This window comes from Asticcacaulis sp. P2_B1, assembly GCF_056404915.1.
The window spans coordinates 68,333-94,601 of sequence record NZ_JBFUDD010000007.1 but is presented as its reverse complement, the minus strand read 5'-3'; the positions used below and the strand labels follow the sequence as shown (position 1 = coordinate 94,601).

Sequence of the window (26,269 nt, the reverse complement as noted above, 5' to 3'; positions counted from 1 at the left end):
CATGACAAAAGACTATCTGAAGACCGCGTCCCTCGCGACGCGCGCCGTCAATATCGGCATCGATTCCGACCCGGCGCACGGCGCCGTCATGCCGCCTATCTATCTGACGACCAATTACAGCTTCGACGGCTTCGGCAAGAAGCGTCACTACGACTATGCCCGCTCCGGCAATCCGACGCGTGAAATCATCGCCGAGGTCATTGCCGATCTCGAAGGCGGCGTAGGCGCCGTCATGACCGCGTCAGGCTTGGCTGCTCTCGACCTGCTGTGGCAGGACCTCAAGGGCAACCGCCGCGTGGTGGCGCCACACGATTGTTACGGCGGCACCCAACGCCTGCTCAATGCCCGTGCGCGTCAAGGTTTGATCGAACTGGTCTATGTCGACCAGGGCGACGACGAAGCCGTGGCGGAAGCCCTGTCGCAACCGACAGCGCTCCTGCTGCTTGAGACACCGTCCAATCCCTTGCTGCGCCTGGTCGACCTCGACAAGCTGATCAAGCAGGGCCACGCCGCCGGCGCCAAGGTCGCTGTCGACAACACCTTCCTGTCGCCGGCCCTGCAGAACCCGATCCGCTTTGGCGCCGATTTCGTCGTCCATTCGACGACCAAATATATCAACGGCCACAGCGACGTCATCGGCGGCTGCCTGGTCTGCACCACCGCCGAAGACGTAGCCACCTATCGCTGGTGGGCCAATTGCGTCGGCGCCACCTCGGCCCCGTTCGACAGCTACATGACCCTGCGCGGCATCCGTACCCTGTTCGTGCGCGTGCGCCAGCAGCAGGCCAGCGCCCAGGCCATCGCCGAATTCCTCGAAGCCCATCCGGCCGTGGCCGGCGTCAACTATCCCGGCCTCGCCTCCCACCCGCAACACGAACTGGCCAAGCGCCAGCAATCGGGCCCTGGCGCCATGATCAGCTTCGAGCTCAAGGGTGGCCTCGACGCCGTCAAGACCGTGCTCGACGCCATCGACCTGTTTTCCCTGGCCGAGTCGCTCGGCGGCATCGAGTCCCTGATCGTCCACCCGGCCACCATGACCCACGCCGCCATGTCGGAGGAAGCCCTGATGACAGCCGGCGTCACCGATGGCCTTCTGCGCCTCAGCATAGGCCTCGAAGACGCCGAAGACCTGATCAAGGCCCTCGACCGAGCCCTGGGGCACTTGTCATGACCTTGGCCATCCGCACCGCCAGCCACTTCTGGGATCTGCGTTACAGCGCCGACGCCTATATCTTCGGCAAGGAGCCCAGCCGCTTCGTCACCAACCATGCCCTGAGTATCCCGGCTGGCAGCCGCATCTTCCTGCCGGCCGACGGCGAAGGCCGCAACAGCGTCTTCCTCGCCGCTCTCGGCCACACGGTAACGGCCTGCGACTATTCCGATGTCGCCCTCGACAAGGCCCGCCGCCTCGCCGCCGACAAGGGCGTCGCCATCGATTTTCGTCATATCGACCTGAAAAACTTCGCCTGGCCCGACGGTCAATATGACGCCGTCGTCGCCACCTTCGTGCAATTCGCCGATCCCGCCTTCCGTGACAGCATCTTTGCCGGCCTAAAACAAAGCGTGCGCCCCGGCGGCCTGATCCTGCTGCACGGCTATACCCCGAAACAGGTCGAATACGGCACCGGCGGCCCGGACGACGTCACCAAGATGTACACGGTCGAGCTGCTGCGCGATGCTTTTGCCGATTGCGATATCGAGGTGTTGAAGGCCTACGAGGCCGAACTCGACGAAGGCGACGGCCACCGCGGCCGCTCGGCCCTGATCGATCTTGTCGCGCGCAAGCGTTAGCCTGTCGAAACTGTAACTTGCCGGTCGGCGTAATTGGCGTAAGCTCCAAGTTAAGTAAGTAAGTAAGTAAGTTAGAGACCCCACCGCCGCCGCGCGGGCGGCCCTGTACGCTTTGCTTCTTGGTCCTCCCCGACAAGCGGGGAGGACCAAGAACATTTGATCCTCCCCGCTTGCCGGGGAGGGGGACCGCGCCCGGAGGGCGTGGTGGTGGGGCTTCTTGCTTCCTAAAAACCGGGGAACCAAGCCATGAAGTTCGCGATCATAACCGCCGCCATAATGACCATCCTGATCCCGGCGACGGTCATGGCCAAACCTATCAACGCAATCGAAGCCGCCAGCCAGGTAGAGCAGACCGAGCGCGATTTCGACGCCTTCACCCACGTCCACGGCTACGCCAAGGGCTTCTTCCAATATTCGACGCCTGACGCCGTCAACTTCCACCCCGAGGCCTTTGCCATCCACGCCAAACTGGCCGAAGACTTGAAAACCGACTCCAGCGACAAGCCGTCGAAACTGCGCTGGGGACCGCACTGGGTCGGCATGGCCGGGTCGCGCGACATGGCCTGGGACCTCGGACCCTGGTGGGTCGAAGGCACGGACAAGACCGGCTGGTTCTTCACCGTCTGGCAAAGACAGGCCGACGGCACCTGGCTCTGGGTGCTCGATGGCGGCGCCGGCCCCGACACGCCGGGCCACCTGCCCAAGCCCGCCAATAATGTTCGCTCCTTCAATATCGGCGTGTCGCCGACGCCCGAAACCTCGGCCGGCGAAGCCTCTGGACTGGACGATAAATACAACACCGCCTTGGCGACCAGCACCGCTCCGGCCGCCTATAACACCCTCGGCTGGTCCCTGCCCGACATCGTCGCCGGCGATTCCGGCCCGCCGGCAACCAGCCAGCTTCCCGCGCCGAAAGCCGATACCGACCGCAACGCCATGCTGGCCACCCGGCCCGCCGGCCTGACCTGGACCCGCGACGGCCAGGGCGGTTCTTCCGGCGGTGACATGGTCTATACCTACGGTCACGCCAGCGCCGCCGACGGCACTTTCAAAGGCCACTATGTCCGCGTCTGGCACAAGCTGTCGGCCGAAGCGACGTCGTGGGTGGTGACGGCGGATATCTATCAGTCTGCGGAATAGTCAGTTCTGATAATCATCCAACGAAAACCCGCGGCAATGCGCCAATAACCCCACGCCCTGCTCCAGGAAAATCCGCCGGTCGAAACTGCCATCCTGATTATTGCGGTCGATAAAGCGGATCCCCACCGTATCATCATAAAGATAGCGATAAGGCACGCCCTGAGCTGTCTTCACTGTCACAAACACACTATGCGGATTTTGCCCGTTGTCGGCCGCCCGGAAAACGGCCGGCTGCGGCGTCACCATATAGGTGATGTTGTTGCGCGTGACGATCGGCACCTTGCGCGGGATAACGAAGCTGTTGCCCTTCTCATCCGCCATGCCGCAGGATGCCTTGTCGCGCCAGGTCGTAAAACCGATCCCCTTGCCCTGCTCGATCTCGCCCAACAGGATATCCGGCCCCGGATGAGCGTCGCTGGTGAAGTTGATCTTGTGCTGGCTGTAATTGGCGACGAAATAGAATTCGCCGTCGGCATAGACGCCGTAATTGTCGTCGGACTGCATCCCGCAGGCGCTCAGGCCCATCGCCGCAAAGCTCAGCAGCGCCCATTTTTTCCACATGATTTATCCCCTCTTCTCTCAAGAGGTTAACGCTGACTTGGCAGCCAGCGCAAGTTTCCAACCTGAATCGGCTTGTCAGGCGTTTTTATTTGTCCTACAAATAGCCGCAATAACATAAGCCACCTCAGCAGGGATCCCCCCGACATGCGCTCTTCCTCCGTTTCCTTGGCCGCCATGGCCGTGCTTGCCTTTGGCATCGCTTTTGCCGCCGATGCCGCCCCACCGGCCGTGTCCCTCAGCGTCGACACGACCAAGCCCGGCGCCACGATCGACCGCCAAATCTTCGGACAATTCGCCGAACATCTCGGCACCGGCATCTATGACGGCATCTGGGTCGGCAAGGACTCCGCCATCCCCAATACGCGCGGCATCCGCAACGACGTCGTCGCGGCGCTGAAGGCGATCAAGGTGCCGAACGTGCGCTGGCCCGGCGGTTGTTTCGCCGACGAATATCACTGGGAAAAGGGCATCGGCCCGGCCGACAAGCGCCCGGTGACGCTCAATTCCAACTGGGGCGGCGTGTTGGAGCCCAACACGTTCGGCACCGACGAATTCATGGACTTCATCGACCAGATCGGCTCGGAAGCCTATATTTCCGGCAATGTCGGTTCCGGCAATCCGCATGAAATGGCCGAATGGCTGGAATATATGACCTCGGCCAAGGAAACCTCGCTGGCCAAGGCGCGCCAGATGAACGGCCACGAAGCCCCCTATGCCGTGCAATTCATGGGCATCGGCAACGAATCCTGGGGCTGCGGCGGCAATATGACGCCGGAACACTACGTAGACGAATATCGCGACTACGCCACCTACGCCAAGAACTACAATCCCGCCCAGCAGGGCGACGCCCATATGAAGAAGATCGCTTCGGGCGCCAATTCCGACGACTATAACTGGACCGACGTCGTCATGAAGGGGATCCAGGGCAAGGAAGTCGACGGCATTTCCATGCACTTCTATTCCGGTTTCGAACATTGGCCGCCGTATCAGCCCGCGACCGGTTTCGATGAGACCGAATATGCCAAGGTCATCAAATCGGCCCTGAAGATCGACGAACTGATCACCAAGCATTCGGCCATCATGGACAAGTACGACCCGGAAAAGAAGGTCATCCTGGCCGTCGACGAATGGGGCGCCTGGTACGCCAAGACGCCGGGCAGCACCGAGGGCTTCCTGGCCCAGCAGAACTCGCAGCGCGACGCCGTCCTGGCGGCGGTCAGCCTCAACATCTTCGCCCGCCACGCCGACCGCGTGCGCATGGCCAATATCGCCCAGATGATCAATGTCCTCCAGGCCATGATCCTGACCGACGGCCCGAAGATGGTGCTGACGCCGACCTATCACGTCTTCAAGCTCTACGTGCCGTTCCAGGACGCCACCTTCATCCCGGTCACCTATGACGCCGGCACCTATACCAAGGACTCTGTGTCGATGCCCCGCGTCGACATCATCGCCGCCAAGGGCAAGGACGGTAAAATCTACCTGTCCCTGACCAATATTGACCCGACCCAGCCGGTCGAAATCGACGCGTCAATCCTCGGCTTCAAGGCCAAGAGCGCCAGCGGTCAGACCCTGACCTCGCCCAAGATCGACAGCGTCAACACCTTCGACAATCCTAATGTCGTGGCGCCCAAGGCCTACTCCGCCACCAGCAAGAACGGCGCCCTGGTGCTGAAACTGGCCCCGGAATCGGTCACCGTCGTCGCCCTGGACTAGAGCGCATTCCGATAAAGTGGATACCACTTTTCGGATAAAATGCGCGTCAAAACAAAAGGCTAGAGCATGCGAACGTTTCGACAGAAACGCAGCATGCTCTAAGGATCGCCTTCCTCCCCGCGATTCACTGGCCTCCGCCCTCACCGGCGGAGGCCTTTTTTATTGCGTCAGCCCCGCCACCACCGCAGGCGCAGCCCACCCGCTCCAATCCTGGGTCGTCAACCCGAACGTCTCGACCGCGCCCTTTGTCCGCCCATAACCCGCCATCTGAGTCCCGTTCAACGGCCACCACGCAAAGTCGATCTGCGACGACCTTTGATAGGTCAACACCGCCTGGGTATAGGCTACCCGATCGGCCGAACACGCCCCCTGCACACACCCGCCCCATTCGCTGATATAGACCGGCGCCGTCCACGCATGGCCCGGCTCACGCACGAACCCCCAGCGCTGCCACGAACCGACTTCGAAGGCCAGCGGATCGGCCAGTTCATCGGCCGACCGGTTCCACGCATAGTCATGCGCCGCATAGACCACCCGCCCGGCCACGCTTAAACTCACCGGATGGTCGCGCACCGGCGTCAGATCGGTCTGGTATTTCGGCGTGCCGATAACGATCAGCAGGTTGGGATTGACCTTCAACACGGCCTCCGCCCCGCGTATCGCCGCCATCCGCCAATCGGTAGCCCCGTCATTGGTGCCCCACGACGGCGTCACGCCTAACGACGCATCCGGCCGGATCTCGTTGCGCAGCTCGGCGGCGATAACGAACGGATTGGCCCTGTACCGCCCGGCCATCGCCTTCCAGTCATTGATCCACGACCCTTCCGGATAGCCGGTCGTGTACCACATGCCGTCGCCGTGGATCTCGTCGCAGCACCAGTCGCCGCGGCTGCGGTGATTGTCCAGGACGATCATCAAACCCTGATCGCTCAAGGCCTTCACCACCGCGTCGAAGACGGTCAAAGCGCGCTGGCCCTGGAACTGCGGATTGGCGGCGACATCGGCCGCCCTGACCACCGGATTGCTTTCGACCATCTCATTTGACCACGGCAGGCGCACGGAATTGAAGCCGCCGGCCTTGATCAGCCTGGCGATCCTGTCGACCGGCTGCTTGTCCAGCCCGCCCGGAACGAACGCCGCCGACTCCGCCCCGAACCAGTTGACGCTGATCAGCCGGGCCCGCGCGCCCTTGGCGTCGAGGATCGCCGCCTGATCATCGGAAAGACCTGTTTTCAAAGGAAAAGCCGGCAGCGCCACGGCGCCGCCCGCCAAACCCAGCAGCAGACAAGCGCTCAAAAAGCTTACAAGACTTTTCATTGGCCAGCCGTCGGGTTCAAGTTCATAGTCGCCATATAACACCACGTCAGCGCGGGACGACAGATGAAAAATACCACAATCGCAGCGGTTCTGGCCATCGCTTTTGCCTTGAGCGGATGCGCGAAGCCGGCGGATGAGCGAAAACTTTACAATCCCCAAACAGCTGAAGCCACCGCCGGCATGACAGCCCCCGCCGCACCGGCGACAGCCCCCAGCGGCGGCAGCGCTGCAGCCACCGCCATCGCCGTCCCGCAACTGGCCTACGATTACGATTACAGCTTCCAGGCCTCGGCCGACGGCGTCGAAGCCCTGATCAAGGCCGATCAGGCCCTGTGCGACAAGGCCGGCGTCGCCGCCTGCCAGATGATCTCGCTCTCTTCTTCCGCCGACCGCGGCGACAACTACGTCAATAAAACCCTCGAGCTCCGCGTCACCCCGGCCTGGCTCAAAACCTATCAGGCGGGCTTGGAGGCCGGCCTCGCCAGGGTCCACGGCCGCATCGCCAGCCAATCGGTGACCAGCGAAGACCTCAGCCTGCAGATCGTCAATTCCGAAGCCCACATCAAGAACAAGGAAGCCCTGCGCGACCGTTTGATCGAGATCATCAAGACCAGGTCCGGCAAGATCGAGGACCTGGTCGCCGCCGAAACCCAGCTGTCCCAGGTCCAGGAGGACATCGACGCCTCGCAATCGGCCCTCGCCGTCATGCAAAAGCGCGTCGCCACCACCCACCTCACCCTGACCTACCAAAGCGACGCCGTGGCCGCCTCTTCCGGCACGTTCGAGCCGGTCAGCGACGCCTTCAAGAACATCCTGCGCAATATGATGATCATGTTCGCCGCCATCATCAACGTCCTGAGCTTCCTGGTGCCGCTCGCCATCATCGGTGTCCCAGCCGTCTGGTACGGCCTGAAATGGCGCCGCCAGCGCAAGCTGAATACTACCCCCTCATCGCCTCGCGATGCCCCCGCGGATAAATGATGCGCAGCCTGTCGTCCGCCCGCACTACCCCCTCGCGTTCGACCAGGGCCAACACGCCCCGGCGCCCGATGGCGACCCTGGTAAATTCGCCGGCCAGCTCAGACCGGTGATATTCATGAGCGATCACCCGGCCGGGTTGGCGACACGGCACATTTTCCTCGGTGATGAAAACCGTCGCGCCCGACGGAAATATAACGCGCGTCGACGCCGGTAAAGCACTCAGCTCCGGAATATTCCTGAAGGCCATATTGGCGCCCAGCCATCCCGGCAATATCCGCTCGATCCCCATGTCATGCGCAATGCCGGCGCATTCCTCCACCGAGACGATCGACACCTGACGCGTATTGGCGATCGTCGTTCTGCGCGGATGCCACGGCGTCCTCGAACACGACTGCCGCGTCAGGCCGAAATGGCGATCGCCGGCAAACCCGCCGAACAGCAGCTCAACCTCCGCCACCGGTTCGGTAACGAAGCTTTCGCCCGTGGCGATCAGCACGTCGGCCAGCTTGGGCATCAGCTTGACTCGGGATCATGCACGCGGCGAAACGGACATTGCCAATCATCGCCGACCGCTCGACCGCTGTATTGCCGGGCTTCCGAAATCTCGCCGTGACGCGCCAGCATCGGATTGACATCGCCAGCTAGCGCCGCGTCGCGGTCAAGTATACTGGCGCGCAGCGTCTCATAACGATCGGCCCCACGCAGGCTTTCGAACTGATCGTGGGCATTGAACACCATCACCGGACAATCGAACCGCCGCGCCGGCCGGCTGGCGCCCGGATGCAGTCCGACCACGAAGAACGCCTCGCCGCCGAAGCTCAGGGAAAACGCCGCATCACCCGGGTCGGGGCTGACGCGTGGGTCGTAAACCTCGCCGCTGGCCGCGTCTAAATTCTCCAGAGCCTGGATGCGCGACCACATGGCGGTTTCAAACTCGGCCTCGGATAATGCCCCGGCCGTCTCGAACAAGACGACGAAGCTCTGGAACGGCCCGGGATGGGCGTGATAAGCGCGGGCATAGTCGCGCAAGCTTTGATAAATGACCCGGTCGTCGCGCGGACAACGGATGTCGCCGACGACCAGGAACTGCATCTGCTGCCGCGCCAAAGCCGACTTGGCGCCGACGCACGGAAAGGCTTTATCTTTAATATGGGCTTCGAAGGCCTCGATAAGGGCGCTATTGGCGCCGTCCGAAATGCTCTCGGTAGGGATATACACGTTACGCTCTCCTTGGAGAGCGTTTATAACTTTTCGCAAATAAGGGAAAAACTTGCGGTGGCCAGTCACCGCGCAAGAATTGGGTAAGCCTGTTCACGGTGACTCAAATTTATAAAATCGCCCCCCGGTTCGCATAAGACTGCGCAATTTGGATGATCCGCCGCACTCGCGTAACCGATCGCGCGTTAATCACCGACGCGGCTGAATTCTAACACCGAATTCACTTGTCACCTCGTAGCGTCCTGGCCATCCTTGGCCATCGCAAGGGAGGCCGGCATGACACTGAAAGCGATCGGCGCAGCTTTGACACTATGCATTATTGCGGGAGCGGCGGCTGCCGACACGCCCGTATTGCCGACGACGGCGCAGGGATGGTCCGATGCCGCGCGGCACGATGTCGAAGAGGCCTATGCCCAGTTCGCCGCCAACCACCCCGGCATGTACGACACGGCCAACCCGAAGTTTCCAGCCTTGCTAAAGGCAGCCCGGGCCAAGGCACTGGCCTTGGTGCCGAAGGTAACTGACGCCGCGGGCTATCAGGCAACTTTGCAGAGCTTCTCGGTGACGCTTGGCGACGGCCACGCCCAGGTGGCGGCCACCTTGCCGGCAGGTACATTGCCGGCAACGCAGTGGCCGGGCTTCATTGCCGCCTGGCGCGGCGACCGGCTATTGGTTTATGCCTCCGAGCCCGGCGGCCCGCCCCAGGGTGCCACGGTCCTTGCCTGCGACGGCAAACCGGCCAACGACCTGATCCTCAGCAACGTCTTTGCCTATCAGGGGCGCGTCCACGAAGCCGGTCAGTGGTGGAGCCAGGCGCGGAACCTCTTCACGGATTGGGGTAACCCGTTTGTCACCCGTCCCTCTTCCTGCGACTTCGCCCTCGGTGGGCAGACGACGACCCTGGCTCTCACCTGGCGCGCCTCCGACGACACCTATCTGAAATGGCGCACCGACAGCTATAATGGCGAAGTCCTGCCGATCGGCGTCACCGAGCCCAGGCCCGGCCTGCTCTGGCTGGCCATGCCCAGCTTCCAGCCCGACGCCGCCGGGCGTGACGCCTATGCCGCCATGTTCAAGGAGATCAACGATCACCGCGACCGCTTCCTGAACGCGCGGGCAATCGTCATCGATCTGCGCAACAACCAAGGCGGCTTCAGCGAATGGAGTGACCAGGCGGCCGAAGCCCTGTGGGGCAAGGACCGCGCCGATCGCCGGATCAACGCCTATTTCGCCAAGACTCACGTCCGCTGGCGCGCGTCGAAAGCCAATGCCGACTACGTTGTCGGCATGGTCAAGGAGATGCGTGATCAAAACCGCGCTGCCATCGCCGACGAATTCGATCCCGTCGCCAAAGGGCTCAAAATTGCGGCCGACCAGGGCAAGACCTGGTTCGATGAGCCCGATGATCCAGTCATGAAACCCGTCGCCGATCCGGAGCGCGACCGCCCGGGCGACCCGCCTGCCCTTGCGGTCACCGTCTATGTCATTGTCCCCGGACAGTGCGCCAGCGCCTGCGACGATGCGCTTGATTATTTCACGCGCTTTGCCAATACCAAATTGATCGGTGCGCCATCCTCCGCCGACAGCACCTATCTCGAGGTGCGATCGCAGCCGGCGCCGTCGGGCCTCGCGCGGGTGATCATTCCGAACAAGGTCTATATCGGCCGCCCGCGCGCCGGCGGCGAAGTCTACCGCCCGGCCATCGTCAATGCCAGCCTGAGTTGGTCGACCCAGAGTTTTATAGATCTGATCGAAGCCGATTTGGTACGGCAGAAATAGACAACAACACCCCAGGCTGGGAGCCATATCGCTGGGTGTATCTGCGCGACAGCATCTCCCAGCCAGTCAGGATTTTGGCGACTCTGTCGGTTGCCGGAGAAGTCGTATTGACGACCTGTCAAGAACCTCACGAACCCGCGTCGCCAGCTCCTCCAAGGTGAACGGCTTTCCGATAAGTTCGACGCCGGTATCCAAAACGCCATTATGGACGATGGCGTTGCGGGTGTATCCCGTCGTGTAAATCACGGGAAGGCCGGGGCGCCGTTCCACCGCCGTATCCGCCAGCCTGCGTCCATCCATCTCCGGCATAACAATGTCGGTGAAAAGAAGGTCGATATCAGGTCGCTCCATCAGTAGCTCCAGCGCTGCCTTGGCACTGTTGGCTTCGAGCACGCGATAACCCAGGTCTGAAAGGGCCGCCGCCGAAAACTGACGGACCAAGTCCTCATCATCGACGACCAGAATCAGTTCCCGGTCCTCCGAGGTCGGCACAAAATCCTGCCCGTACTCTTCCGCGTTTTCGCCCATGTCGCCGGTGTAGCGCGGAAGATAGATTTTGACGGTCGTGCCCTGTCCGACTTCGGAATATATCTTGATATGGCCGCCGGATTGTTTGACGTACCCGTAAACCTGACTCAAGCCGAGTCCCGTACCCTTGCCCACCTCCTTGGTCGTGAAGAAGGGATCGAAAGCCTTTGCAATGACGTCAGGCGGCATCCCGGTGCCGGTATCCGTGATAGCGACCATGACATAGTGGCCTGGCGCAATACCCAATTCCTTGGCGACATAGCGTTGATCCAGATGGGCGTTTTGCGTTTCGATGGTCAGGCGACCGCCTCCGGGCATGGCGTCGCGCGCATTGACCGCGAGATTGAGGAGGACGTTTTCGAACTGGTTCTGATCGATATGAACGCGCCACAAACCGCCGGCGAGCACGGTTTCAAGCTGGATAGCGGCCCCCAGTGAGTGGCGGAACAAGTCGGACATACCTGAAACCACCCTGTTGGCGTCGATGACTTCGGGTTTCAGCGGCTGCTGTCGTGAAAATGCCAACAGCCTTTGCGTCAAGTTGCTGGCCCGTCGCGAAGCTTCCAGGCTTGATGCGATCAGGTTCTTCGATCTGGCGTCATCCATGGACGCGCGCCTGTTGAGTAGCTCAAGCGACCCGGACACAACGGCGAGCATGTTATTAAAATCGTGAGCGATGCCACCTGTCAGTTGACCGACGGCCTCCATTTTCTGCGACTGCCGAAGCTGTTCTTCGGCCTCTTTCAACCGCGCCTGATCGCGCAGCCTCTCGGTGACATCATACACAAACTGATAGGCGCCGATCAGGTCTCCATCACCGTTGCGCAGGCTGTTGAATTTCATTTCGTAGTGACGACGGTCGAGGGACGGATCGCCAAATTCATCAATGGCTGTGAATTGCTCGCCCGCCAGCGCGCGCGCCCAGATGGCCCTCACGTTCGCCTGATGTTCCGGCACGTGGCCGAGAATTTCGAGCATATTGTCGCCGGCCTTGGGCCTGACTCCAAATATCCGTTCAAACTCGTCCGCGCTTGCCTTATTGATCGCGAGCCAATTGTACCCAAGATCAGCAACCTGAATAAAGGCATCCGTGCTTTCAACGATCTCCGCCAGCAGCTTTTGCTCGGCTAACGCTTCGGCGACCCGTTGTGCGAGATTTGCGTTCAGTTCTTCATAGGCCTCCAGCGCGGCCTTCTGGTCCTGAATATCCGTATTTGTCCCGATCCAACGCTCGATCTCCCCGTCCGCTCCGCGCACGGGGATAGCTCGGACGATGTGCCAGCGATAGGCGCCATCGCCCCGCCTTATGCGCATTTCAGCCTCATACAGGCCGCCCGCCTGTACGGCCGACAGCCAGGCCGCACGGATGTGGTTCCAATCATCGGGATGGACAAGCTTCATCCAGGCTTCACCCGATAAGGTGCCCGGCTCAAAGCCCGTATATTCATAGGCTTTGTCGTTGTACCAATGCGACGCCCCTGTGGCGTCCGCCGTCCAGACGTGGTTTGGGACGGCCTGTGCCAGGATGCGGAACTGCGCCTCGCTGGCGGCAAGCGCCGCCTCCGCCTGCGCCCGTTCAAGCAGCTGACGAAGGCGTTCGGCGAAAGCTTCCATGAAAGACACCTCGGCCGGCGTCCAGGTCCGGGGTTTCCGCGCATTGAGATAAACGATGGTCTGCAGCCGATTTTCCCACAGGAACGGTACGACCAGGATGGCGCGCGTATCGACTTCCGTGGCGGTTGCCTGCGTGCGCGCATCGTCACTCAACGGGTCGTTGAATAGGTCACCGATGACGACGGTTTTGCCCTCGTTCAGCCGGGCGACAATCTGGCTACCAAAGACATGCGCCGGAAACTGGCCGAGCAGCGGCGGTACCGTGCCGTCTGTCCAGCATACCGTATAGTCAAAGACATCCATCTCCGGTTCGAGATGACCGAAACCGACGCGGGAGGCTGAAAAGTAACGCCCCATGAGACCGCAGGCCTTCTCCAGGGCGTCCGACGTATTGGTCGTCTGGATCAGTTCCGTCAGTTCCGCCATCACCCCGCGGCGCAATTCCGCCTCCTTCCGGGAGGTAATGTCGATGGTGGTGCCGAGCGTGCGGACGCAATGGCCGCTGTGGTCGAAAAGTCCGCGTCCTTTGGCGGCTATCCAACGGACAAGGCCGTCTTCCTTTCCGATCGTGCGATATTCGACATCGTAATAGGCGCGGCGCTCAGGATCCTGGGCGGCCAGATACGCCTCGACCGTCGCTTCCCGATCGTCCGGATGGAGCCCATTGTAGAAATCGTCCATCGTTACGGGCACATCGGGCGAAATGCCGAACATGGCTTTGCAGCGCCCATCCCAAAAGAGTGTGCCACTGATCACATCGACATCCCACAGGCCGATGGCAGCCGCGTCACCGGCCAGGCGCAATAATTCTTCCGTCCGCTTTTGTTCCGTGAGGTCGCGCGCGATTTTAGAGGCGCCGACAATCGTCCCCGCGGCGTCCTTAATCGGCGATACGGTCACGGAAACCCAGATGGGTTCGCCGGACTTGCGTTGGCGCACCGTCTCGAAATGGTCGATACGCTCACCCGCCCGGATTTTGCCGATGATGACGTCTTCTTCGGAGCGCCGATCCTCAGGAATAATCAGCGATATGTGCCGGCCGACCGCTTCATCGGCCGCGAAGCCGAAAATCCGTTCCGCGCTTTTATTCCAGGAGGTAATGATGCTGTCGAGGTTTTTGCTGACGATGGCATCGTCTGAGGAATCGACAATGGCGGCAAGGTAGGCGCTCTTCTGTTCAAGCGATTCTTCGACACCGAATTCTCTGCTCACCGCACGGGCCCCCGCTGAAAAATGACGACTGAAAAGAGGTAAGACCATGATTTAACGAGAATAAAAATAAGAAAGCAGTAAGACCTTTCCCTATCGCCTGTCACGGCCCTCTCCCAACGCCCCGAAATAATCCCAAATTTGCTCCGCCGCCATTCGAACCTATCCGCCGGTCTGAAACTCCACAGACATGTCTGAACCTCGACATGGCGACTCCAAACTTGCCAAACCAGGACCGGAATGAGACTATGGCGACGGGAAGCCGCCAGCCGCCATTTTGTTGAGGTTCGGACATGCCTTTTCATCTCGAACGCCGATCATGGCTTGCTTCTGCTGCGGGCTTCACTTTGCTCGCGGCGGTTCCTGCATGGGCAGCCCCTCAACTCCGCAACGCGCTCTCAGCTATGTCTCGCTTTGTCGGACAATGGCGCGGTGAAGGCGACGGAGATCCTGGCCACAGCACGGTCGAGCGCACCTACGAGCTGGCACTTGACGGCCAATATTTGTGCGTTCGGAATAAATCGACCTATCTGCCTCAACCCAAAAATCCCAAGGGAGAAGTCCATCAGGATATTGGGTTCTACAGCTTCGACGATGCCCGCGGCCGGGCGATCTTCCGTCAGTTTCACAGCGAGGGCTTCGTCAATCAGTACATCGCTCAGGCGGCGAACCTGGCGTCTGACGACATCACGTTTGAAAGCGAGCAACTCGAAAATATACCCGCCGGCTATCGGGCGAGAGAAACTTACCGCTTCAGCGGAAACGACCGTTTCGAGGAGACATTTGAGATCGCGGAACCTGGTGGAGCTTTTCAGGTGTATTCGCATAATGCCCTGCAAAGGGTCTGACCGCGGATGGTTCGCGCGATCCCGGCGATGACCACCACACAATGGCAACCAACGCGCCGTCAGCGCCGGTCGATAAATGGGTGGAAATGGGTGACTCTGCGACAACAGTGACCCAATAGCACCCAACTGGCCCTCACCTCATGCCGCTAAATGGGTGTAAATGGGTGTCTCCGCGCCAACAGTGCCCCGTAAAAAGCCGCCTTTACAGCTCTCTCCCAATTCCCGCCCGAAATCCGCAATACCGGCGGCACAACTTGACCCGTTGAGCCGCCCAAACAGCCCTCCCAGGCCCGTGAAACGGCCCCAAAACCCTGCGCGACGGGCTTGTAAGGTCAATATATCAACCTCCGTTATCATGCCATGGTCGCTGCCAAACGCGCCGGCCGCGCATGCCGTTGCCGCAGCTTGCCGAGCGTGCCATATCCTACAGCCACAGCCGAACCACGCCACATAGGGACGACCATGACCCATTACAACCGGCGCACAGCCGTCATGGCTGCGCTTGCCACCGTCCTGACGCTGGCAACAGCCTGCGCCGAGAAACGCGTACCCCGCATGAGCGTGTCCAGGCGCAACAAGAACCTCGACCTGATCCTGGCCCATGCCATGCCCGGGATCGAACAACATTGGCAGGCGTGCCGCGAGGCCGGCATGGAGGCCATGAACCAGACGACCACGGACGCGGTCGACGCCGCCATCCGGGCCTATTTCGAAGGCCTGAAAGCCCTTGGCGATCAACCGACGGAAGCCCAAATCCTCAACGAGATGAGGCACCTGTACGAAAAGCTCAACAGGCTCGATGCCGCCAGCCAACACGGCCTGATCGAATCGGACGAGCGCGACTTCCTGGTGCCGATCTTTATAGACGCCGCTATCGCCTGTGGTATCAACCCGCAGGACTATGACGGCGAGCCCGGCGGTGAATACCGGGATTTTTGAGGCATAAGGACGGACGGCTGGGAGACCGCCCGCATACCGAGACAATAGGGCGGTGCCAGCGCAGACGACAGCCGGCGAAATCATGTCGTATTTTGGATATCGGGATTGCCGTTCACAACACACCGAAGCTATGGTTAGATTGCATCGATCGTGGGGGAGAAATCATGTGGAACTTGACACGACGTTGGTTGTTGAGCGCGTTTGGCGCAACCGCGACGCTGGGCATAACCCGCACCGCCCAGGCGGCGACAGCGCCTTTTCAAATCCCGGCTGATTTTCCCTATGAAATCGTCACTGTCACCGGCGATACGGCCCTGGCGGAATGGACGCGGCTCCGCACCGCCGGGCGCGGCTACCCTGTCGTCGTCGGCGGCGATGAGGATATGGACGCTTTCACCTACCCTTTCACCACCGATGGCAAGGACACGCATCAGGACCCCGCCGTCATCCTGGCGGCGGCCGATAAGATACAATTCCCCCAGGACCTGGCCAAACTGGAGGACGCCTACAGCGATGAGGAGATGGCGCTTGCGGTCGGCGAGTGGCCCGAGGACGCTCAGCCGCTGGCTCCTGCTCTCACTGTCGCCACCGATATCTTGACCGGCAAACCGTTGACCAAGGTCTATATCGTGCTGATCCCGACCGAGAAAAGCTGGGAAGTCCCCGCCTATCTCCACTACGGCGGCTGGAACGCCTGCCCGCCGCCGGCCTATCACGTCGCAGCCCTTCGCTCATGGTACGACCGCTTCGGCGCCGAGTTGGTCGGTTTGGGCGGCGATGTCATGAACCTGAAAGTCGCCCGCCCGCCCATCTCCCGCGATCAGGCCATGGCCGTGGCGAGCGAACAATATCGCTACTGCGCCGATATCGTCGACCAGGGTGTGGGCGATATTTCGACCCTGGCCGCGACCTTGATGAACGCAGGCTGGTGGTTCTTCTGGTGGGATTAACGGCCTCTGATCTGCCTCAACTCTTCCTCTGTCCACCATCGCAAGTCCGTGACCTGCCCGTCTACCGCCAGGATAGCCTCCATCGCCTTGGCCAGGCGCTCGACGGTCTCGGTCGTCGCAATCTTTTTGAACCACCGCGTGACAAAGGGCTTCGACGGCTCGATGAAGCACAGATGGCCGTCTTCGGTTTCATCCCTGCCGCCACAGCCGATCCACAAAGGAAAGGCGTCGTTGGCGATATCGATGCGCCACCCCCAATCTTCTCCCAGGCTTGATTTTGGCTGAAAGCCATGGTTCGGAAGCCGAGCGGCCAACAGCTCAGCGACGCGACCGCCACCCGGAGGACGATCGGAGTCGGGGTCGAGCAGAGTCACGGACCGAAAGCTCAGATGTGTGCGCAACATGGTTTAAAGGCACCCTTCCATACAACCGATCGATTGGACCGGTGGGTCTTCTTGCTTAATCTAAGCCCGGCAGTACGGGCGTCGCCCCCGGCCACAGGCCAAATTCCCCCAATTACTCGTCTGTATCAAGCTCCACCAATAAACGCTGGAGCGCATCAACGGCCGATTTTTGCTGGCGTTGAAGTTCCGCTGATCCCGCGCCCTTGATCTCGGCCCGGCGCAGCAATTCCTGCGCGACGGACTTGAACTTTTCGTTTTGACGCCGAACGGCAATCAGTTCGCGGCTTAATTCGGAGGCACGTTGATCGCGCAATTTCAACCGATGGACATAGTCCTCAATATCCAACGGAACCCTGTGAGCCGCGAAGTTTGCAGCTTGCAGACTCATTGACGTGCCGGCCGAGGCGTCATGCATGTCGAATCTGTCGACAGACACTTCGATTTCAAACTCACGGTCTATCTGTTTCTCGGCAATTGACGCTGTGAATTGAGGTTCGTGGCAGTGGACTTCGAGCACGGGCTTGGCTTCCGTGTCTCCGCTGGAATCTATCGGATAAAACCGCAGTACGATCCTGCCGGGCTGCGACTGCACCCGCCCCAAAAAGCCGTAAAAGTCTTGCGCCGCGCTCTCAGGTGCCATGCTTGCATCATAATCATCGATCGCCGCAGACGGCAATGCCACAAAGCCCCCTCGGCTACCGCCCTGGAGTGCCCCGGTAAGCCGCCAACAACACACCAATGGCAACCAACTCGCCGTCAGCGCAGACCGTTAAATGGGTGGAAATGGGTGTCTCTGCGACAACAGTGCCCCAATAGCAAGCAACTCGCCGTCAGCGTATGCCGCTAAATGGGTGTAAATGGGTGTCTCTGCGACAACAGTGGCCCTGTAAAAAAACCGCCTTTACAGCTTTCTCCCAAATTCCCCCCCGAAACCTGAAATCCCGGCGCCACAAATTGACCCGTTTAGCCGCCCAAACAGCCCTCCAAGCCCCGTGAAATGGCCCCAAAGCCCTGCGCGACGGGCAAAATAAGGTCAATATGCCATCGCTGCCATACACCTTCACCTCCGTTTCGGGCCGCACGGCTACAGCGCGTTATGCGATGTCCGCAACGTCTTGGCGTGATGCTTGCGCCTGATCTTGTCGATGGTCTCGGGCGTGTCGATCCGTGCGAGCTCGGCTTCGCCGTCAGCGGCCATATCCAGGCCCGCGGCCTGGCACATGGCCGCCAAGGTGACCATCACGCCGCCAACTTCCTGCGACGGCTCGCCTTTGTCACGGCTCCAGGTATAGGTCACGAGGTCGCGCGCCTGATCCTCGGTCATGCCGAGCGCCTGGCACAATTCGCCGGCCTCTTCGAAGAACCGGAAGCAGCGCTCCGCGACACTATTGCTGATATCGGCGCCGAAGCACGTCATCATCCATTCGGCGACGCGGGCCTGATACGATGGGACAGCCGGCGCAACCTCCAACATCTCTGATGTCGGCTCGACGGATACGGTTATGGATTTGGTCATTTGAGAAGAAATAGAGTGCGGGATGGCTTGGGATGAGAGTACCCGCGTCGAACATAGACGCAAGACATCACCTTATCCAAATGATTTGACGGATCATCAATGGCCGTTACGGGCGCCTGTACTGCCGCAGGCCTGGAGGAAATGACACAGGCCGAGATGAGACGGCTGTATGACAAACTCAACCCCCTCGATGCGGCGCTGGAAACGGACGAGCGCGAGTTGCTGGTACCTGTCTTCATCCGCAAAACAATAACTGTGAACCTGGCAGGGAATATTGGGATTTTTTGAGGGCGTCAGCCGGGTCAGGTGAAGGAAACCCGCGGCATGAAGACGACATTGGAGGACTGCTGTGCGGACGAAGCAGGAGGCAAATAATACTACATTTCTTAGAGCCTCCCGAAACTCCCAAATTACCGCGTACCGGGACACGACCTTTAAAATTAGGCGATCTAATCACGGTGCCGAGTCATGATGGCGTCACGACAACCATAGATGCCACAGATCGATTGATCCTGGAAGATTTGAAGGAGGATCTTGATGCGTGTACTGAAATGCACGTCCGTGCCTCGAACGCGCAAGATCACAACCACCCGCAGTGATTGAAACCGGTAAAGCTTCTACACTATATGCTGTCGGGCTCTTACCTAGCGCCGCTGTCAGGAATGGCGTAAGTTTCATTCCAATGGATGAGCCGTCACGGACATACGCGATCATAAATGCTTCAACGTTTCCCCAAGCATATTCGCCTTTAAGAAAGCGACAAACCCCCTTGTCGCAATAGAGCTGTTCGGATTTGCCTGCTTTATCGTCGACGATTTTAGCCTCGACAATAAGTGGAAATGCTCTATCGCGGCTCGTCAGGTAAATCGAAAGGTCCGGCCGTTTTTCAAGATTCGCCCCATTAAAGCTTAAACTTTCCTTTCCTCGCGCAACACAAAGCACGAGTTGCCCCCAAAATGGATCCTGGTCAATAAGCCGGTTAAGGCGAGCTTCCATTAACGCCGTGATTTCCGCTTCGCTACCGGACACCGTCACAACGGGCGAGTGCTTGCGAATATCTTCATATGCGAGAAGGAAGCCTTCCGCGATTATTTCAAGATAATCAGATTGGAGCTCTGGCAAAGGCAGTCGGAGACCTCGCGTCAATTCCGATATCTGATCTGGGCGAGGATGGATAGCTGAAGGCTTCATGCGTCCGCATGTTCCTTCAGCAGGTCGAGATGTGACCAGATAATACGCTGAGCTAGCAGACGCGCCTGCGTGTCGCTCCAATAGCGTCGTTGAGCCAAACGGCCTACCAGCAACTGACTAGGTCCATTTCTGAGGAGCACTTCAGATGCTGCCGCCTCATCTGCCGCGCGGAGCAGCCCATCCCAATCCGTTGCCGGTATAGTATCAAATTTATTCGGACCATTGGTACGAATTTCAATACCAAGCCATGGGGAGTAGACGTAATAACGCAGGGAGCGAACGTCTAGAGACGTTCCAAAACGTTTACACCAGGGCGACAGCTCAGCGTTCAACACATTGCAAAATCGTCTCACTTCATCTTGAGTGGGAACTGCTTGAGCAGCCCTTTTATTCTCAGAAAAAGGAAGGTTGAATTTTAACGTGTCCACAATTACTTGTGTATCGCGATCGCTGAATCCATATAGCCGCGCGACCCAATCGTCCACCTGTTCCCATGACGCCTCCCCGGAGCAAAGGGAATTGAATATAGAATTAACCTCATCACGCTGCAGCGGCGTAAGTTTGCGAAAGTCAGGTATAGGCATTTTATCTATAGTTGCCTTTTCTATAGTTTCCCGTTCAAACCCGAACTCTCCACTAGTAATCAGCGACATCCATATTGCAAAATTACTACCTATTACTAAAGATATATAGCGGACAACGTCTGCTGACCCGGGCTGCATTTGCGGGCTGTAGCCGTAAAACGAAGTATTATAGACTGCACTTTCCTCTGCGACTCCAACGCTAATTCGCCCAGTATTCGCAGGAGGGGATTTATGAACAATGGCCAATGGACCCGAAAATAGCTCTATGGGCCGCGGGTCGTGTATCCGGTCGCGCTGAAATTTTTCCAACGACTTTGTTTCAATGAGTACGTCTACAATGGAAGCTGACGTTATTTCAGGTAATCCATGGAGATACTTAGCATCCACGCCTGGCAAACCATCCCCTCGCTGACGAACCCGGCTGCTGGCTCTCAAGTTTTGATAACCGTTACCACTGCCACGCAAACCACCGCGCGCAGAGACTCCCACCGTGTCACGCCAGAACGTATCTAAAGTTGGATGGCCCGCCGCCCGAATGCGCTGGACAATCCCCAAATCGGCTTTCGATCCCCGAAAGAGAATTTTGAGCATCTCGGGGGTCTCAGCCAATTGCCGAGTTGGAATGATATCAGCGTTGAGTGCGTCAACACGCATACTGCCGGCTTCATTGAGAGAATCTTCGAGTCTTGGACTGATTAATCGAAAACCAGCCCCAGCCCCCGGAACCTTATTGGTTGCTATCAGAATACAAAATGGTGCGGATATTTCGGGCCAGACTTTCGTTTGTCTTAGCTCAACGCCATTGATCACCGATGTTACGTCGAGCGCTTCGAACAGCGCCAAGCGCGCATCTGCCATCCCATCGCCTTGCTGAAAAAGGATTCGGGCATGCAATGCAAACGCAATTTGACCATTTGGTTTTGCCCACTCCATGGCGCGCCATACAAAGGGCAAATCGAGCACCTCATTTGGCAGAGGCGGTGAAACATTCGTAATTTCCCTATCGACGGCGATCCGAGCCACAGTTTTACGGACTATTTCCCAGTCCCGTAGCTTGGTCCCGCTGGACCAAGGCGGGTTACCAATAACAACATCGTATTGGCCGCGATGCTCGTCTCCGATAAGCGGTCCCAGACTGCCAAGCTCGCTTCCCACGTCCGGACCTTCAGTTTTCAACAAATGAAGTACAGTGCCACGCAAATCGTCAAAGCGAAGTTTGTCGACCGGCTTCGGATCGGGGTCCAATTCGATGGACATGAGGTATAAGCCGAGCGCTGCAAATCGTAGTGCAGCCTCATTGATGTCGAAACCAACGATTTGGCGGTAAAGGAGAGACCTGAGCGTTTGAGTATTTGGACGCGTCCCGTCCGCCTTCCAACGCTCGGCAACAAGTTCACGTAGAGCTGTCAAAAGAAATACGCCGGCGCCAACCGCAGGATCAAGAACCTTTGCGTCGCTACATCTACCTTCTCGACTAAGCGCTCGAAACGAAGCCCTTACCATGAGTTCAGCAATAGGTCGCGGAGTATAGTACCCCCCTTCCCGTCTCTGGCGCAGAGGGGCATGGTTGCGCAGATAAAGCTCATATGCTTGGCTTAGGACCCCAACTGGGATATGTGCAAAATCAAGATTGTCCCATTTTTCCTCCCAGCCAAGGAATAACTGACTGTCGGGCGCACGCCTAAGCACGTCGCCAAGTACATGATATGCTGCTGACGGAAGTGTTGCAAAAACCCCATCCGATAACGGTAGGAGATCTCCGTTAAACGTCGTGTCCAGCCACCCCGAGGTCTTCTCAGACGTTTGCCGGTCATCAAACAAACCAACTGCCACTCCGGCACTGGACATGCCTTCTGGCAACAAATTACGGTCCGCTAGGAATCGGGTGAAGAGCGCGCGGCCTACGAGCGAGATTGCGTCCTCATCCGAGATGCCCCCGTTTTTGATGAGGCTATTGATCGACCCAGTTAAGAGGTTAAGGACAACATTGGAAATCCAACCGCGTTGGCTAATCCCCGCTTGCGGGCGTGTATTGCCCAAGCGCGCCAAGATAGTCCGTTTTGTTCCGTCGTCGATATTAAGCCCAACACGAGCTTGCTCAGGAGACTGTTTGTCGAGAGCAATCCGATACACCTCGAGCCGCCCTGGCGCAATTACACCCAAATACGGGGCATCGCCTCGCATTGCGAGAAGACGACGAATGCGATGCAACTGTACATGTTCTTTGAGTAAATCAGCGTCGACTAAAAATATAAGAGGCGCGCCCTGCCACTCATAAACAGCGCCCACAACGCCCAGGATAGAGCCGACATTTCGGCGTGCGGAGGTGATCGTTGCATACGGCAACAAATCAGGGCTGTCGTCATCAAGGAGATGTAGCGCTGTTAAATCGGCTCCGAATGCTGCAATTTCAGCGGCTATGTCAGCCATCTGTTTGCCCTCTCAGGAGATCCAGATCACCTTGTCGATCTCCTCCGAAATGTCCGCGTTTCGCACCGCCGCGAGGTTTTTTCGGCGCAAGCGCGACCTTCGACATGACGCGTCGATAGTCCATGCCACGCGCCCCAAGTTCGGCCACTAGAACAGCGATGAGGCCCAAGTGGGTCGGCAACTCGCCTGCGCGCGCATAATTAGAGATTGAATTTGGGTTCATTCCGACCAACTCAGCGAACGCCCGCACGCTCAGATTCGCTCTCTCCAGTTCTGAAAGGAAATTTGCGTAAGGCATGAGGAGGACATAACACACATTGTTTAATGTGCCATACCACATAAATTTATGTGGGTAAAGAACGCTGTCTGTAAACATATCGAACCCCATTGCCGGAATATGGCAGCATGGAGGTTCGGGGAAAGGGAAAAGAGTAAAAGGGAACAGAATGTTAATTGCATAATTCCTTCCCTACAATAAAGCACTCGATCATCGAAGGCGATTGAGGTTCACCGATAGTCCTCCGGATGCTCCAGCCGGTCCTTCAAGCCCTTCAACTCCCGCGTTTGCCCGGCGGTCATCTCCACCAGGCACTGCCCCCGGTCCAGCGCCCCCTGCATGGCCCCGTCGAGCTGGTACTCGATATCGCAATAGGCGTTGCGATAAGGCACCCAGGTGGACTGCATCATCGCAAAATCCGGAATGGCGGACGGTGAATGCTCGGTGGCATAGCCCACCAGCTCATTATAGGCCACAGCCATGGCCGCTTCCTCAAGCGCCAATTGCCGCTGCGAACAGTCCCCCCAGCCCGTCTGACCGGCCGTTTCCGCCTGCAAACAGGCGTCATAGTCGAAGTCCGCACTCTTCTGCAGCATATCACCGGGCGCGGTATCGTCCGCCGGCGTATCGCCGGCCGGCATCTCATTGGCCGGCTGTTCGACCTGCGCCAGAGCCGGTGTCGCGCTCAACACCAAAGCGATGGCAACTAACATCTTGAATTTCAAAAACATCTTATCCCCTCCAAAAGTCCCGAAGCGCTAGATTAACCCTTTTCGCGCCGCTTGCCAACGCGTCGATCGCATCATGGTTTCACCCTTGTCTTCCGGGCGGCCGCCAGCTCGGCCTCGAAGTCCTGCCTGGCCTGGTTGACAATGTCGGCAAGCGCCGCAGGGTCGATAAAGGCGCGGGCGTTCCCGGCCTTCACCCGCGCTTCCCGTCCCAGGATATCCGCCCGTTCGGGATGGCTGGTCAGGACGATATCGGCCTGCATACCGGAAAGCTTGGCAAAGGTCGCCTCATAGTCCGCAACGATCGTCGGATAGGCGCGGTTGCCCACCAATTTATTGCCGGCAACGGTCAGGCTGCAAAGAAACAGCACGCGCGCAGGCCGGTTGCCATCATTGACCGTCGTGCTCCAACTGGTGCAGCCCGGCGTATGGCCCGGCGTCAGATGCGCCGTCAGCCTCACCTCCCCGACCGTGACGCTGTCGCCGTCTCCCACAACCCGATCGACCTTGACGGCCGGAAAATGGAAGCCGTTTGTGTCGTAATCCATGTCGCCGCGCGGCACGCCGCTTTCAAGCGCTACGCGGTCGCCCGCGCTGGCGGCGAATTTCGCGCCGGTATCCGCCTTGATCCGCGCCAGAGCGCCGACGTGGTCGTTGTGCGCATGGTCGCTGACGATCCATTTCACCGATGTCAGCGGCACACCGACCGCCACGATATTGCGTTCGATCAGCGGGGCATTCTCCGCCAGGGTGCCGTCGATCAGGATGGCGCCATCGGATGAGGTGATCAGGAAGGCCGACAGCCCCTTTGTGCCGACATAATAGATATGCGGCGCGATCAGGAACGGCTTGACGCTTTTCGTCCACGCCGCCGGCCCCGCCTCCGCGCCGCCCACAGCCATGGATGCAGCCGCGCCCAGGCCGAACGCCAGGGCAAGCCTTGCCCAAATTTTAATCATCATGTTCCTGACCTCATCCTTGTGCGGCACGCAGATGCGCACCCTGTTCCATAAGGCTTTATAGCCTTCTGCTCAGAAACATCGCAGACTTCCGCGGCCGCCACAAACGATCAAAATTGGCAGGAGCCATAAATTAAATTCATGCCTTCCGGCAAGGCTCAGCCCCGCAGCCGCATCGGCCAGCCGACACGGATCAGGGTCTCGTCCGGATCGGAAAAGGCCGCCTCATACATGCCCCAGTCGGTCTCGCGCGCCGTGGCGCCGGCCTTGGCGGCGATACTGTCGACGTCTTCGACATAGAGATACAGGCCGAACGGGTTTTGCCCGGGAACCAGCCAACCCTCGACGGCGGCCTGCAAATGCAGGTCGGCGCCGCACGGATGCGACAGGATCAGATAGTCGTCATAATCGCCCTCGACGACGAAGCCGAGCTTTTCGTAAAAAGCCCGGCTTTTGGCCATGTCGTTGCACGGCAAAATGGCGGTTAGGGTTTGTTTATGCGTCATGGCCGAGCTCCGCGAAACGGTAATATATTATTTTACGCCCTACTCATTCGACAAGGCAAAAACTCAATCTTTTCAACAAAGGCACGCCACGAATGCGTGCCTGGTCTACTCATTCGCGGCGACGCAACATGACATAGCCCAAACCGCGTTAATGCGCCACCTGGATCACCGGCAGATGGTCGATCGGCTCCAGGGTGATATGGCGGAAGAAGGTCTCGGCCCCCTCGGATTGCAGTTGGATATGGCCGTGGGTCAGCGGCAAGCATACCCCCGGACGGCCGGTGTCCGCCGTGTCGGGCGTGTCGCAGATGTCCCACACCTCCATCACCGGTACGCCGTTAACGACATGGATGGCATGGTTGCCGACGACATAGAGGTCGAGCGTGTTCCATTCCCCCACCGGCTTATCGGCATTGCTGTTGTTTTCGATATTCCATTGCGCCGTATTGCCGACCGCCTGCCCCACCTGGCCGTCAGGCATGAAACGCACCTTGGGATCGATCAGGCTGGCATCGTGGGCCAGCTTGGTGGTCACTGTCAGGTCCTTGCCGACCGGCACCACCATGCCGACACTGCCGGTCATGATCTCGAACTCGACCGCTCGCGACCAGGTGCCCCACACCGCCCCCGGCTTGCCATGGGTATGGTACAGTAAGCCGTTGTTGTGCGGCTGGTCCAGCCGCGGCGCATAGCGTGTCGGGCCCCATTTATACTCGAGCCGCAGATGGTAGTTGGCATGGTCACCGGCCTCGACCAGGCTGCCCCAATACTTGCCGTTGACATAGAGCGCCGGCTCGCCGTCTTCCGTGACGGCCTTGAACATGCTGCCCTTGCCGCCCACACCCATAGGCTTGTCATGGATGGCCGCATAGGTTTGCGCCGGCACGCCATAGCCCAGCCAGGCGTCCCAATTGTCCAGATCCTTGCCGTTGAACAAATCGACGGCCGGTCCCGTGGCCGCCGGCACGTCGGTTAGAACTAAGGTTTGCGCCTTGAATTCAGGCGGGTTTTGCGGATCGGCGGCCGCCGGCAAGGCAAGAGCGAGCGCGAGGGTGGCGGCGGTCAGGAACAGTCTCATCGGAT

Annotated in this window: 25 protein-coding genes; 10 read left to right on the top strand and 15 right to left on the bottom strand. The window is 59.2% G+C overall.

All coding sequences use genetic code 11. The features are described from left to right. The first annotated feature begins 1 nt into the window (after nt 1). The 3 genes from metB (at nt 2) to AC1DX3_RS15955 (ending at nt 2,931) form a co-directional block, all read left to right on the top strand. Complete coding sequence (gene metB / locus AC1DX3_RS15965; protein WP_476990311.1) at nt 2-1,171, top strand: cystathionine gamma-synthase; 1,170 nt, start codon at nt 2-4, stop codon at nt 1,169-1,171. Continuing rightward, entirely contained in the window at nt 1,168-1,791 is a 624-nt protein-coding gene (locus AC1DX3_RS15960; protein ID WP_476990310.1) for a class I SAM-dependent methyltransferase, read from the top strand. The genes metB and AC1DX3_RS15960 overlap by 4 nt, the downstream gene beginning before the upstream one ends. Before the next feature lie 246 nt (nt 1,792-2,037). Then, nucleotides 2,038-2,931, top strand: coding sequence for a Cif family virulence factor (locus AC1DX3_RS15955; protein WP_476990309.1), 894 nt, complete (start codon nt 2,038-2,040; stop codon nt 2,929-2,931). Here AC1DX3_RS15955 and AC1DX3_RS15950 read toward each other — a convergent pair whose 3' ends face one another. Further along, nucleotides 2,932-3,492, bottom strand: coding sequence for a hypothetical protein (locus AC1DX3_RS15950; protein ID WP_476990308.1), 561 nt, complete (start codon nt 3,490-3,492; stop codon nt 2,932-2,934). Between the two features lie 144 nt (nt 3,493-3,636). On the opposite strand from AC1DX3_RS15950, the gene AC1DX3_RS15945 reads away from it, so the two are divergent. Beyond that, nucleotides 3,637-5,208, top strand: a complete 1,572-nt coding sequence (locus AC1DX3_RS15945) for an alpha-N-arabinofuranosidase (RefSeq protein WP_476990307.1) — start codon at nt 3,637-3,639, stop codon at nt 5,206-5,208. Nucleotides 5,209-5,367: 159 nt separating this feature from the next. Here AC1DX3_RS15945 and AC1DX3_RS15940 read toward each other — a convergent pair whose 3' ends face one another. Then, nucleotides 5,368-6,525 (bottom strand): glycoside hydrolase family 5 protein, encoded by a 1,158-nt coding sequence (locus AC1DX3_RS15940; protein ID WP_476990306.1) that lies wholly within the window; start codon nt 6,523-6,525, stop codon nt 5,368-5,370. 63 nt (nt 6,526-6,588) lie between these two features. On the opposite strand from AC1DX3_RS15940, the gene AC1DX3_RS15935 reads away from it, so the two are divergent. Then, on the top strand, nt 6,589-7,506 hold the full coding sequence (locus AC1DX3_RS15935) for a DUF4349 domain-containing protein (protein ID WP_476990305.1): 918 nt from the start codon (nt 6,589-6,591) through the stop codon (nt 7,504-7,506). Here the strand turns inward: AC1DX3_RS15935 and AC1DX3_RS15930 are convergent. Beyond that, complete coding sequence (locus AC1DX3_RS15930) at nt 7,466-8,020, bottom strand: MOSC domain-containing protein (protein WP_476990304.1); 555 nt, start codon at nt 8,018-8,020, stop codon at nt 7,466-7,468. The two genes, AC1DX3_RS15935 and AC1DX3_RS15930, sit on opposite strands and share 41 nt — an antisense overlap. Then, complete coding sequence (gene gntA / locus AC1DX3_RS15925; protein ID WP_476990303.1) at nt 8,020-8,724, bottom strand: guanitoxin biosynthesis heme-dependent pre-guanitoxin N-hydroxylase GntA; 705 nt, start codon at nt 8,722-8,724, stop codon at nt 8,020-8,022. The genes AC1DX3_RS15930 and gntA overlap by 1 nt, the downstream gene beginning before the upstream one ends. Nucleotides 8,725-9,000: 276 nt before the next feature. Between gntA and AC1DX3_RS15920 the strand changes: the two genes are divergently transcribed. Further along, nucleotides 9,001-10,503 carry a S41 family peptidase gene (locus tag AC1DX3_RS15920; protein WP_476990302.1) on the top strand — a complete coding sequence of 501 codons (1,503 nt, stop codon included), beginning with the start codon at nt 9,001-9,003 and terminating at the stop codon, nt 10,501-10,503. Between the two features lie 66 nt (nt 10,504-10,569). Here AC1DX3_RS15920 and AC1DX3_RS15915 read toward each other — a convergent pair whose 3' ends face one another. After that, entirely contained in the window at nt 10,570-13,857 is a 3,288-nt protein-coding gene (locus tag AC1DX3_RS15915; RefSeq protein WP_476990301.1) for a PAS domain S-box protein, read from the bottom strand. Nucleotides 13,858-14,147: 290 nt separating this feature from the next. Here AC1DX3_RS15915 and AC1DX3_RS15910 point away from each other — a divergent pair, with 290 nt between their 5' ends. The 3 genes from AC1DX3_RS15910 (at nt 14,148) to AC1DX3_RS15900 (ending at nt 16,591) form a co-directional block, all read left to right on the top strand. Further along, nucleotides 14,148-14,702, top strand: a complete 555-nt coding sequence (locus AC1DX3_RS15910) for a heme-binding beta-barrel domain-containing protein (protein ID WP_476990300.1) — start codon at nt 14,148-14,150, stop codon at nt 14,700-14,702. A gap of 462 nt (nt 14,703-15,164) precedes the next feature. Continuing rightward, a complete protein-coding gene (locus tag AC1DX3_RS15905; protein ID WP_476990299.1) occupies nt 15,165-15,641 on the top strand; it encodes a hypothetical protein in 477 nt (158 codons plus the stop codon). Nucleotides 15,642-15,805: 164 nt separating this feature from the next. Beyond that, complete coding sequence (locus tag AC1DX3_RS15900) at nt 15,806-16,591, top strand: DUF4253 domain-containing protein (RefSeq protein WP_476990298.1); 786 nt, start codon at nt 15,806-15,808, stop codon at nt 16,589-16,591. Here AC1DX3_RS15900 and AC1DX3_RS15895 read toward each other — a convergent pair. From AC1DX3_RS15895 to AC1DX3_RS15885, 3 genes are all read right to left on the bottom strand, one after another. Beyond that, entirely contained in the window at nt 16,588-16,995 is a 408-nt protein-coding gene (locus tag AC1DX3_RS15895) for a hypothetical protein (protein WP_476990297.1), read from the bottom strand. The two genes, AC1DX3_RS15900 and AC1DX3_RS15895, sit on opposite strands and share 4 nt — an antisense overlap. A 112-nt stretch (nt 16,996-17,107) precedes the next feature. Beyond that, complete coding sequence (locus AC1DX3_RS15890; RefSeq protein ID WP_476990296.1) at nt 17,108-17,677, bottom strand: hypothetical protein; 570 nt, start codon at nt 17,675-17,677, stop codon at nt 17,108-17,110. Between the two features lie 402 nt (nt 17,678-18,079). Continuing rightward, entirely contained in the window at nt 18,080-18,469 is a 390-nt protein-coding gene (locus AC1DX3_RS15885) for a hypothetical protein (RefSeq protein ID WP_476990295.1), read from the bottom strand. Nucleotides 18,470-18,610: 141 nt separating this feature from the next. Here AC1DX3_RS15885 and AC1DX3_RS15880 point away from each other — a divergent pair, with 141 nt between their 5' ends. After that, on the top strand, nt 18,611-18,799 hold the full coding sequence (locus AC1DX3_RS15880; RefSeq protein ID WP_476990294.1) for a hypothetical protein: 189 nt from the start codon (nt 18,611-18,613) through the stop codon (nt 18,797-18,799). A gap of 189 nt (nt 18,800-18,988) precedes the next feature. Here AC1DX3_RS15880 and AC1DX3_RS15875 read toward each other — a convergent pair whose 3' ends face one another. The 7 genes from AC1DX3_RS15875 to AC1DX3_RS15845 form a co-directional block, all read right to left on the bottom strand. Next, on the bottom strand, nt 18,989-19,702 hold the full coding sequence (locus tag AC1DX3_RS15875) for a hypothetical protein (protein WP_476990293.1): 714 nt from the start codon (nt 19,700-19,702) through the stop codon (nt 18,989-18,991). After that, a complete protein-coding gene (locus AC1DX3_RS15870; RefSeq protein WP_476990292.1) occupies nt 19,699-22,716 on the bottom strand; it encodes an HsdM family class I SAM-dependent methyltransferase in 3,018 nt (1,005 codons plus the stop codon). The genes AC1DX3_RS15875 and AC1DX3_RS15870 overlap by 4 nt, the downstream gene beginning before the upstream one ends. Further along, a complete protein-coding gene (locus AC1DX3_RS15865) occupies nt 22,709-23,092 on the bottom strand; it encodes an XRE family transcriptional regulator (RefSeq protein ID WP_476990291.1) in 384 nt (127 codons plus the stop codon). The genes AC1DX3_RS15870 and AC1DX3_RS15865 overlap by 8 nt, the downstream gene beginning before the upstream one ends. A gap of 131 nt (nt 23,093-23,223) precedes the next feature. Next, a complete protein-coding gene (locus AC1DX3_RS15860; protein WP_476990290.1) occupies nt 23,224-23,706 on the bottom strand; it encodes a lysozyme inhibitor LprI family protein in 483 nt (160 codons plus the stop codon). A gap of 89 nt (nt 23,707-23,795) precedes the next feature. Further along, entirely contained in the window at nt 23,796-24,683 is an 888-nt protein-coding gene (gene bla, locus AC1DX3_RS15855) for a subclass B3 metallo-beta-lactamase (protein WP_476990289.1), read from the bottom strand. Nucleotides 24,684-24,838: 155 nt separating this feature from the next. Next, nucleotides 24,839-25,186, bottom strand: a complete 348-nt coding sequence (locus tag AC1DX3_RS15850) for a VOC family protein (RefSeq protein ID WP_476990288.1) — start codon at nt 25,184-25,186, stop codon at nt 24,839-24,841. A gap of 148 nt (nt 25,187-25,334) precedes the next feature. Continuing rightward, nucleotides 25,335-26,264, bottom strand: coding sequence for a 3-keto-disaccharide hydrolase (locus tag AC1DX3_RS15845; RefSeq protein ID WP_476990287.1), 930 nt, complete (start codon nt 26,262-26,264; stop codon nt 25,335-25,337). Nucleotides 26,265-26,269 lie beyond the last annotated feature (5 nt).

Coding starts and splice junctions, on each gene's coding strand:
- AC1DX3_RS15935 (WP_476990305.1), top strand. CDS start 6,589: ATGAAAAATACCACAATCGCAGCGGTTCTGGCCATCGCTTTTGCCTTG.
- AC1DX3_RS15860 (WP_476990290.1), bottom strand. CDS start 23,706: ATGTTAGTTGCCATCGCTTTGGTGTTGAGCGCGACACCGGCTCTGGCG.
- AC1DX3_RS15905 (WP_476990299.1), top strand. CDS start 15,165: ATGACCCATTACAACCGGCGCACAGCCGTCATGGCTGCGCTTGCCACC.
- AC1DX3_RS15885 (WP_476990295.1), bottom strand. CDS start 18,469: ATGTTGGAGGTTGCGCCGGCTGTCCCATCGTATCAGGCCCGCGTCGCC.
- AC1DX3_RS15910 (WP_476990300.1), top strand. CDS start 14,148: ATGCCTTTTCATCTCGAACGCCGATCATGGCTTGCTTCTGCTGCGGGC.
- metB (WP_476990311.1), top strand. CDS start 2: ATGACAAAAGACTATCTGAAGACCGCGTCCCTCGCGACGCGCGCCGTC.
- AC1DX3_RS15875 (WP_476990293.1), bottom strand. CDS start 19,702: ATGAAGCCTTCAGCTATCCATCCTCGCCCAGATCAGATATCGGAATTG.
- AC1DX3_RS15950 (WP_476990308.1), bottom strand. CDS start 3,492: ATGTGGAAAAAATGGGCGCTGCTGAGCTTTGCGGCGATGGGCCTGAGC.
- AC1DX3_RS15845 (WP_476990287.1), bottom strand. CDS start 26,264: ATGAGACTGTTCCTGACCGCCGCCACCCTCGCGCTCGCTCTTGCCTTG.
- AC1DX3_RS15870 (WP_476990292.1), bottom strand. CDS start 22,716: ATGGCTGACATAGCCGCTGAAATTGCAGCATTCGGAGCCGATTTAACA.
- AC1DX3_RS15850 (WP_476990288.1), bottom strand. CDS start 25,186: ATGACGCATAAACAAACCCTAACCGCCATTTTGCCGTGCAACGACATG.
- AC1DX3_RS15900 (WP_476990298.1), top strand. CDS start 15,806: ATGTGGAACTTGACACGACGTTGGTTGTTGAGCGCGTTTGGCGCAACC.
- AC1DX3_RS15930 (WP_476990304.1), bottom strand. CDS start 8,020: ATGCCCAAGCTGGCCGACGTGCTGATCGCCACGGGCGAAAGCTTCGTT.
- AC1DX3_RS15955 (WP_476990309.1), top strand. CDS start 2,038: ATGAAGTTCGCGATCATAACCGCCGCCATAATGACCATCCTGATCCCG.
- AC1DX3_RS15960 (WP_476990310.1), top strand. CDS start 1,168: ATGACCTTGGCCATCCGCACCGCCAGCCACTTCTGGGATCTGCGTTAC.
- bla (WP_476990289.1), bottom strand. CDS start 24,683: ATGATGATTAAAATTTGGGCAAGGCTTGCCCTGGCGTTCGGCCTGGGC.
- AC1DX3_RS15865 (WP_476990291.1), bottom strand. CDS start 23,092: ATGTTTACAGACAGCGTTCTTTACCCACATAAATTTATGTGGTATGGC.
- AC1DX3_RS15895 (WP_476990297.1), bottom strand. CDS start 16,995: ATGTTGCGCACACATCTGAGCTTTCGGTCCGTGACTCTGCTCGACCCC.
- AC1DX3_RS15945 (WP_476990307.1), top strand. CDS start 3,637: ATGCGCTCTTCCTCCGTTTCCTTGGCCGCCATGGCCGTGCTTGCCTTT.
- AC1DX3_RS15920 (WP_476990302.1), top strand. CDS start 9,001: ATGACACTGAAAGCGATCGGCGCAGCTTTGACACTATGCATTATTGCG.
- AC1DX3_RS15940 (WP_476990306.1), bottom strand. CDS start 6,525: ATGAAAAGTCTTGTAAGCTTTTTGAGCGCTTGTCTGCTGCTGGGTTTG.
- AC1DX3_RS15880 (WP_476990294.1), top strand. CDS start 18,611: ATGGCCGTTACGGGCGCCTGTACTGCCGCAGGCCTGGAGGAAATGACA.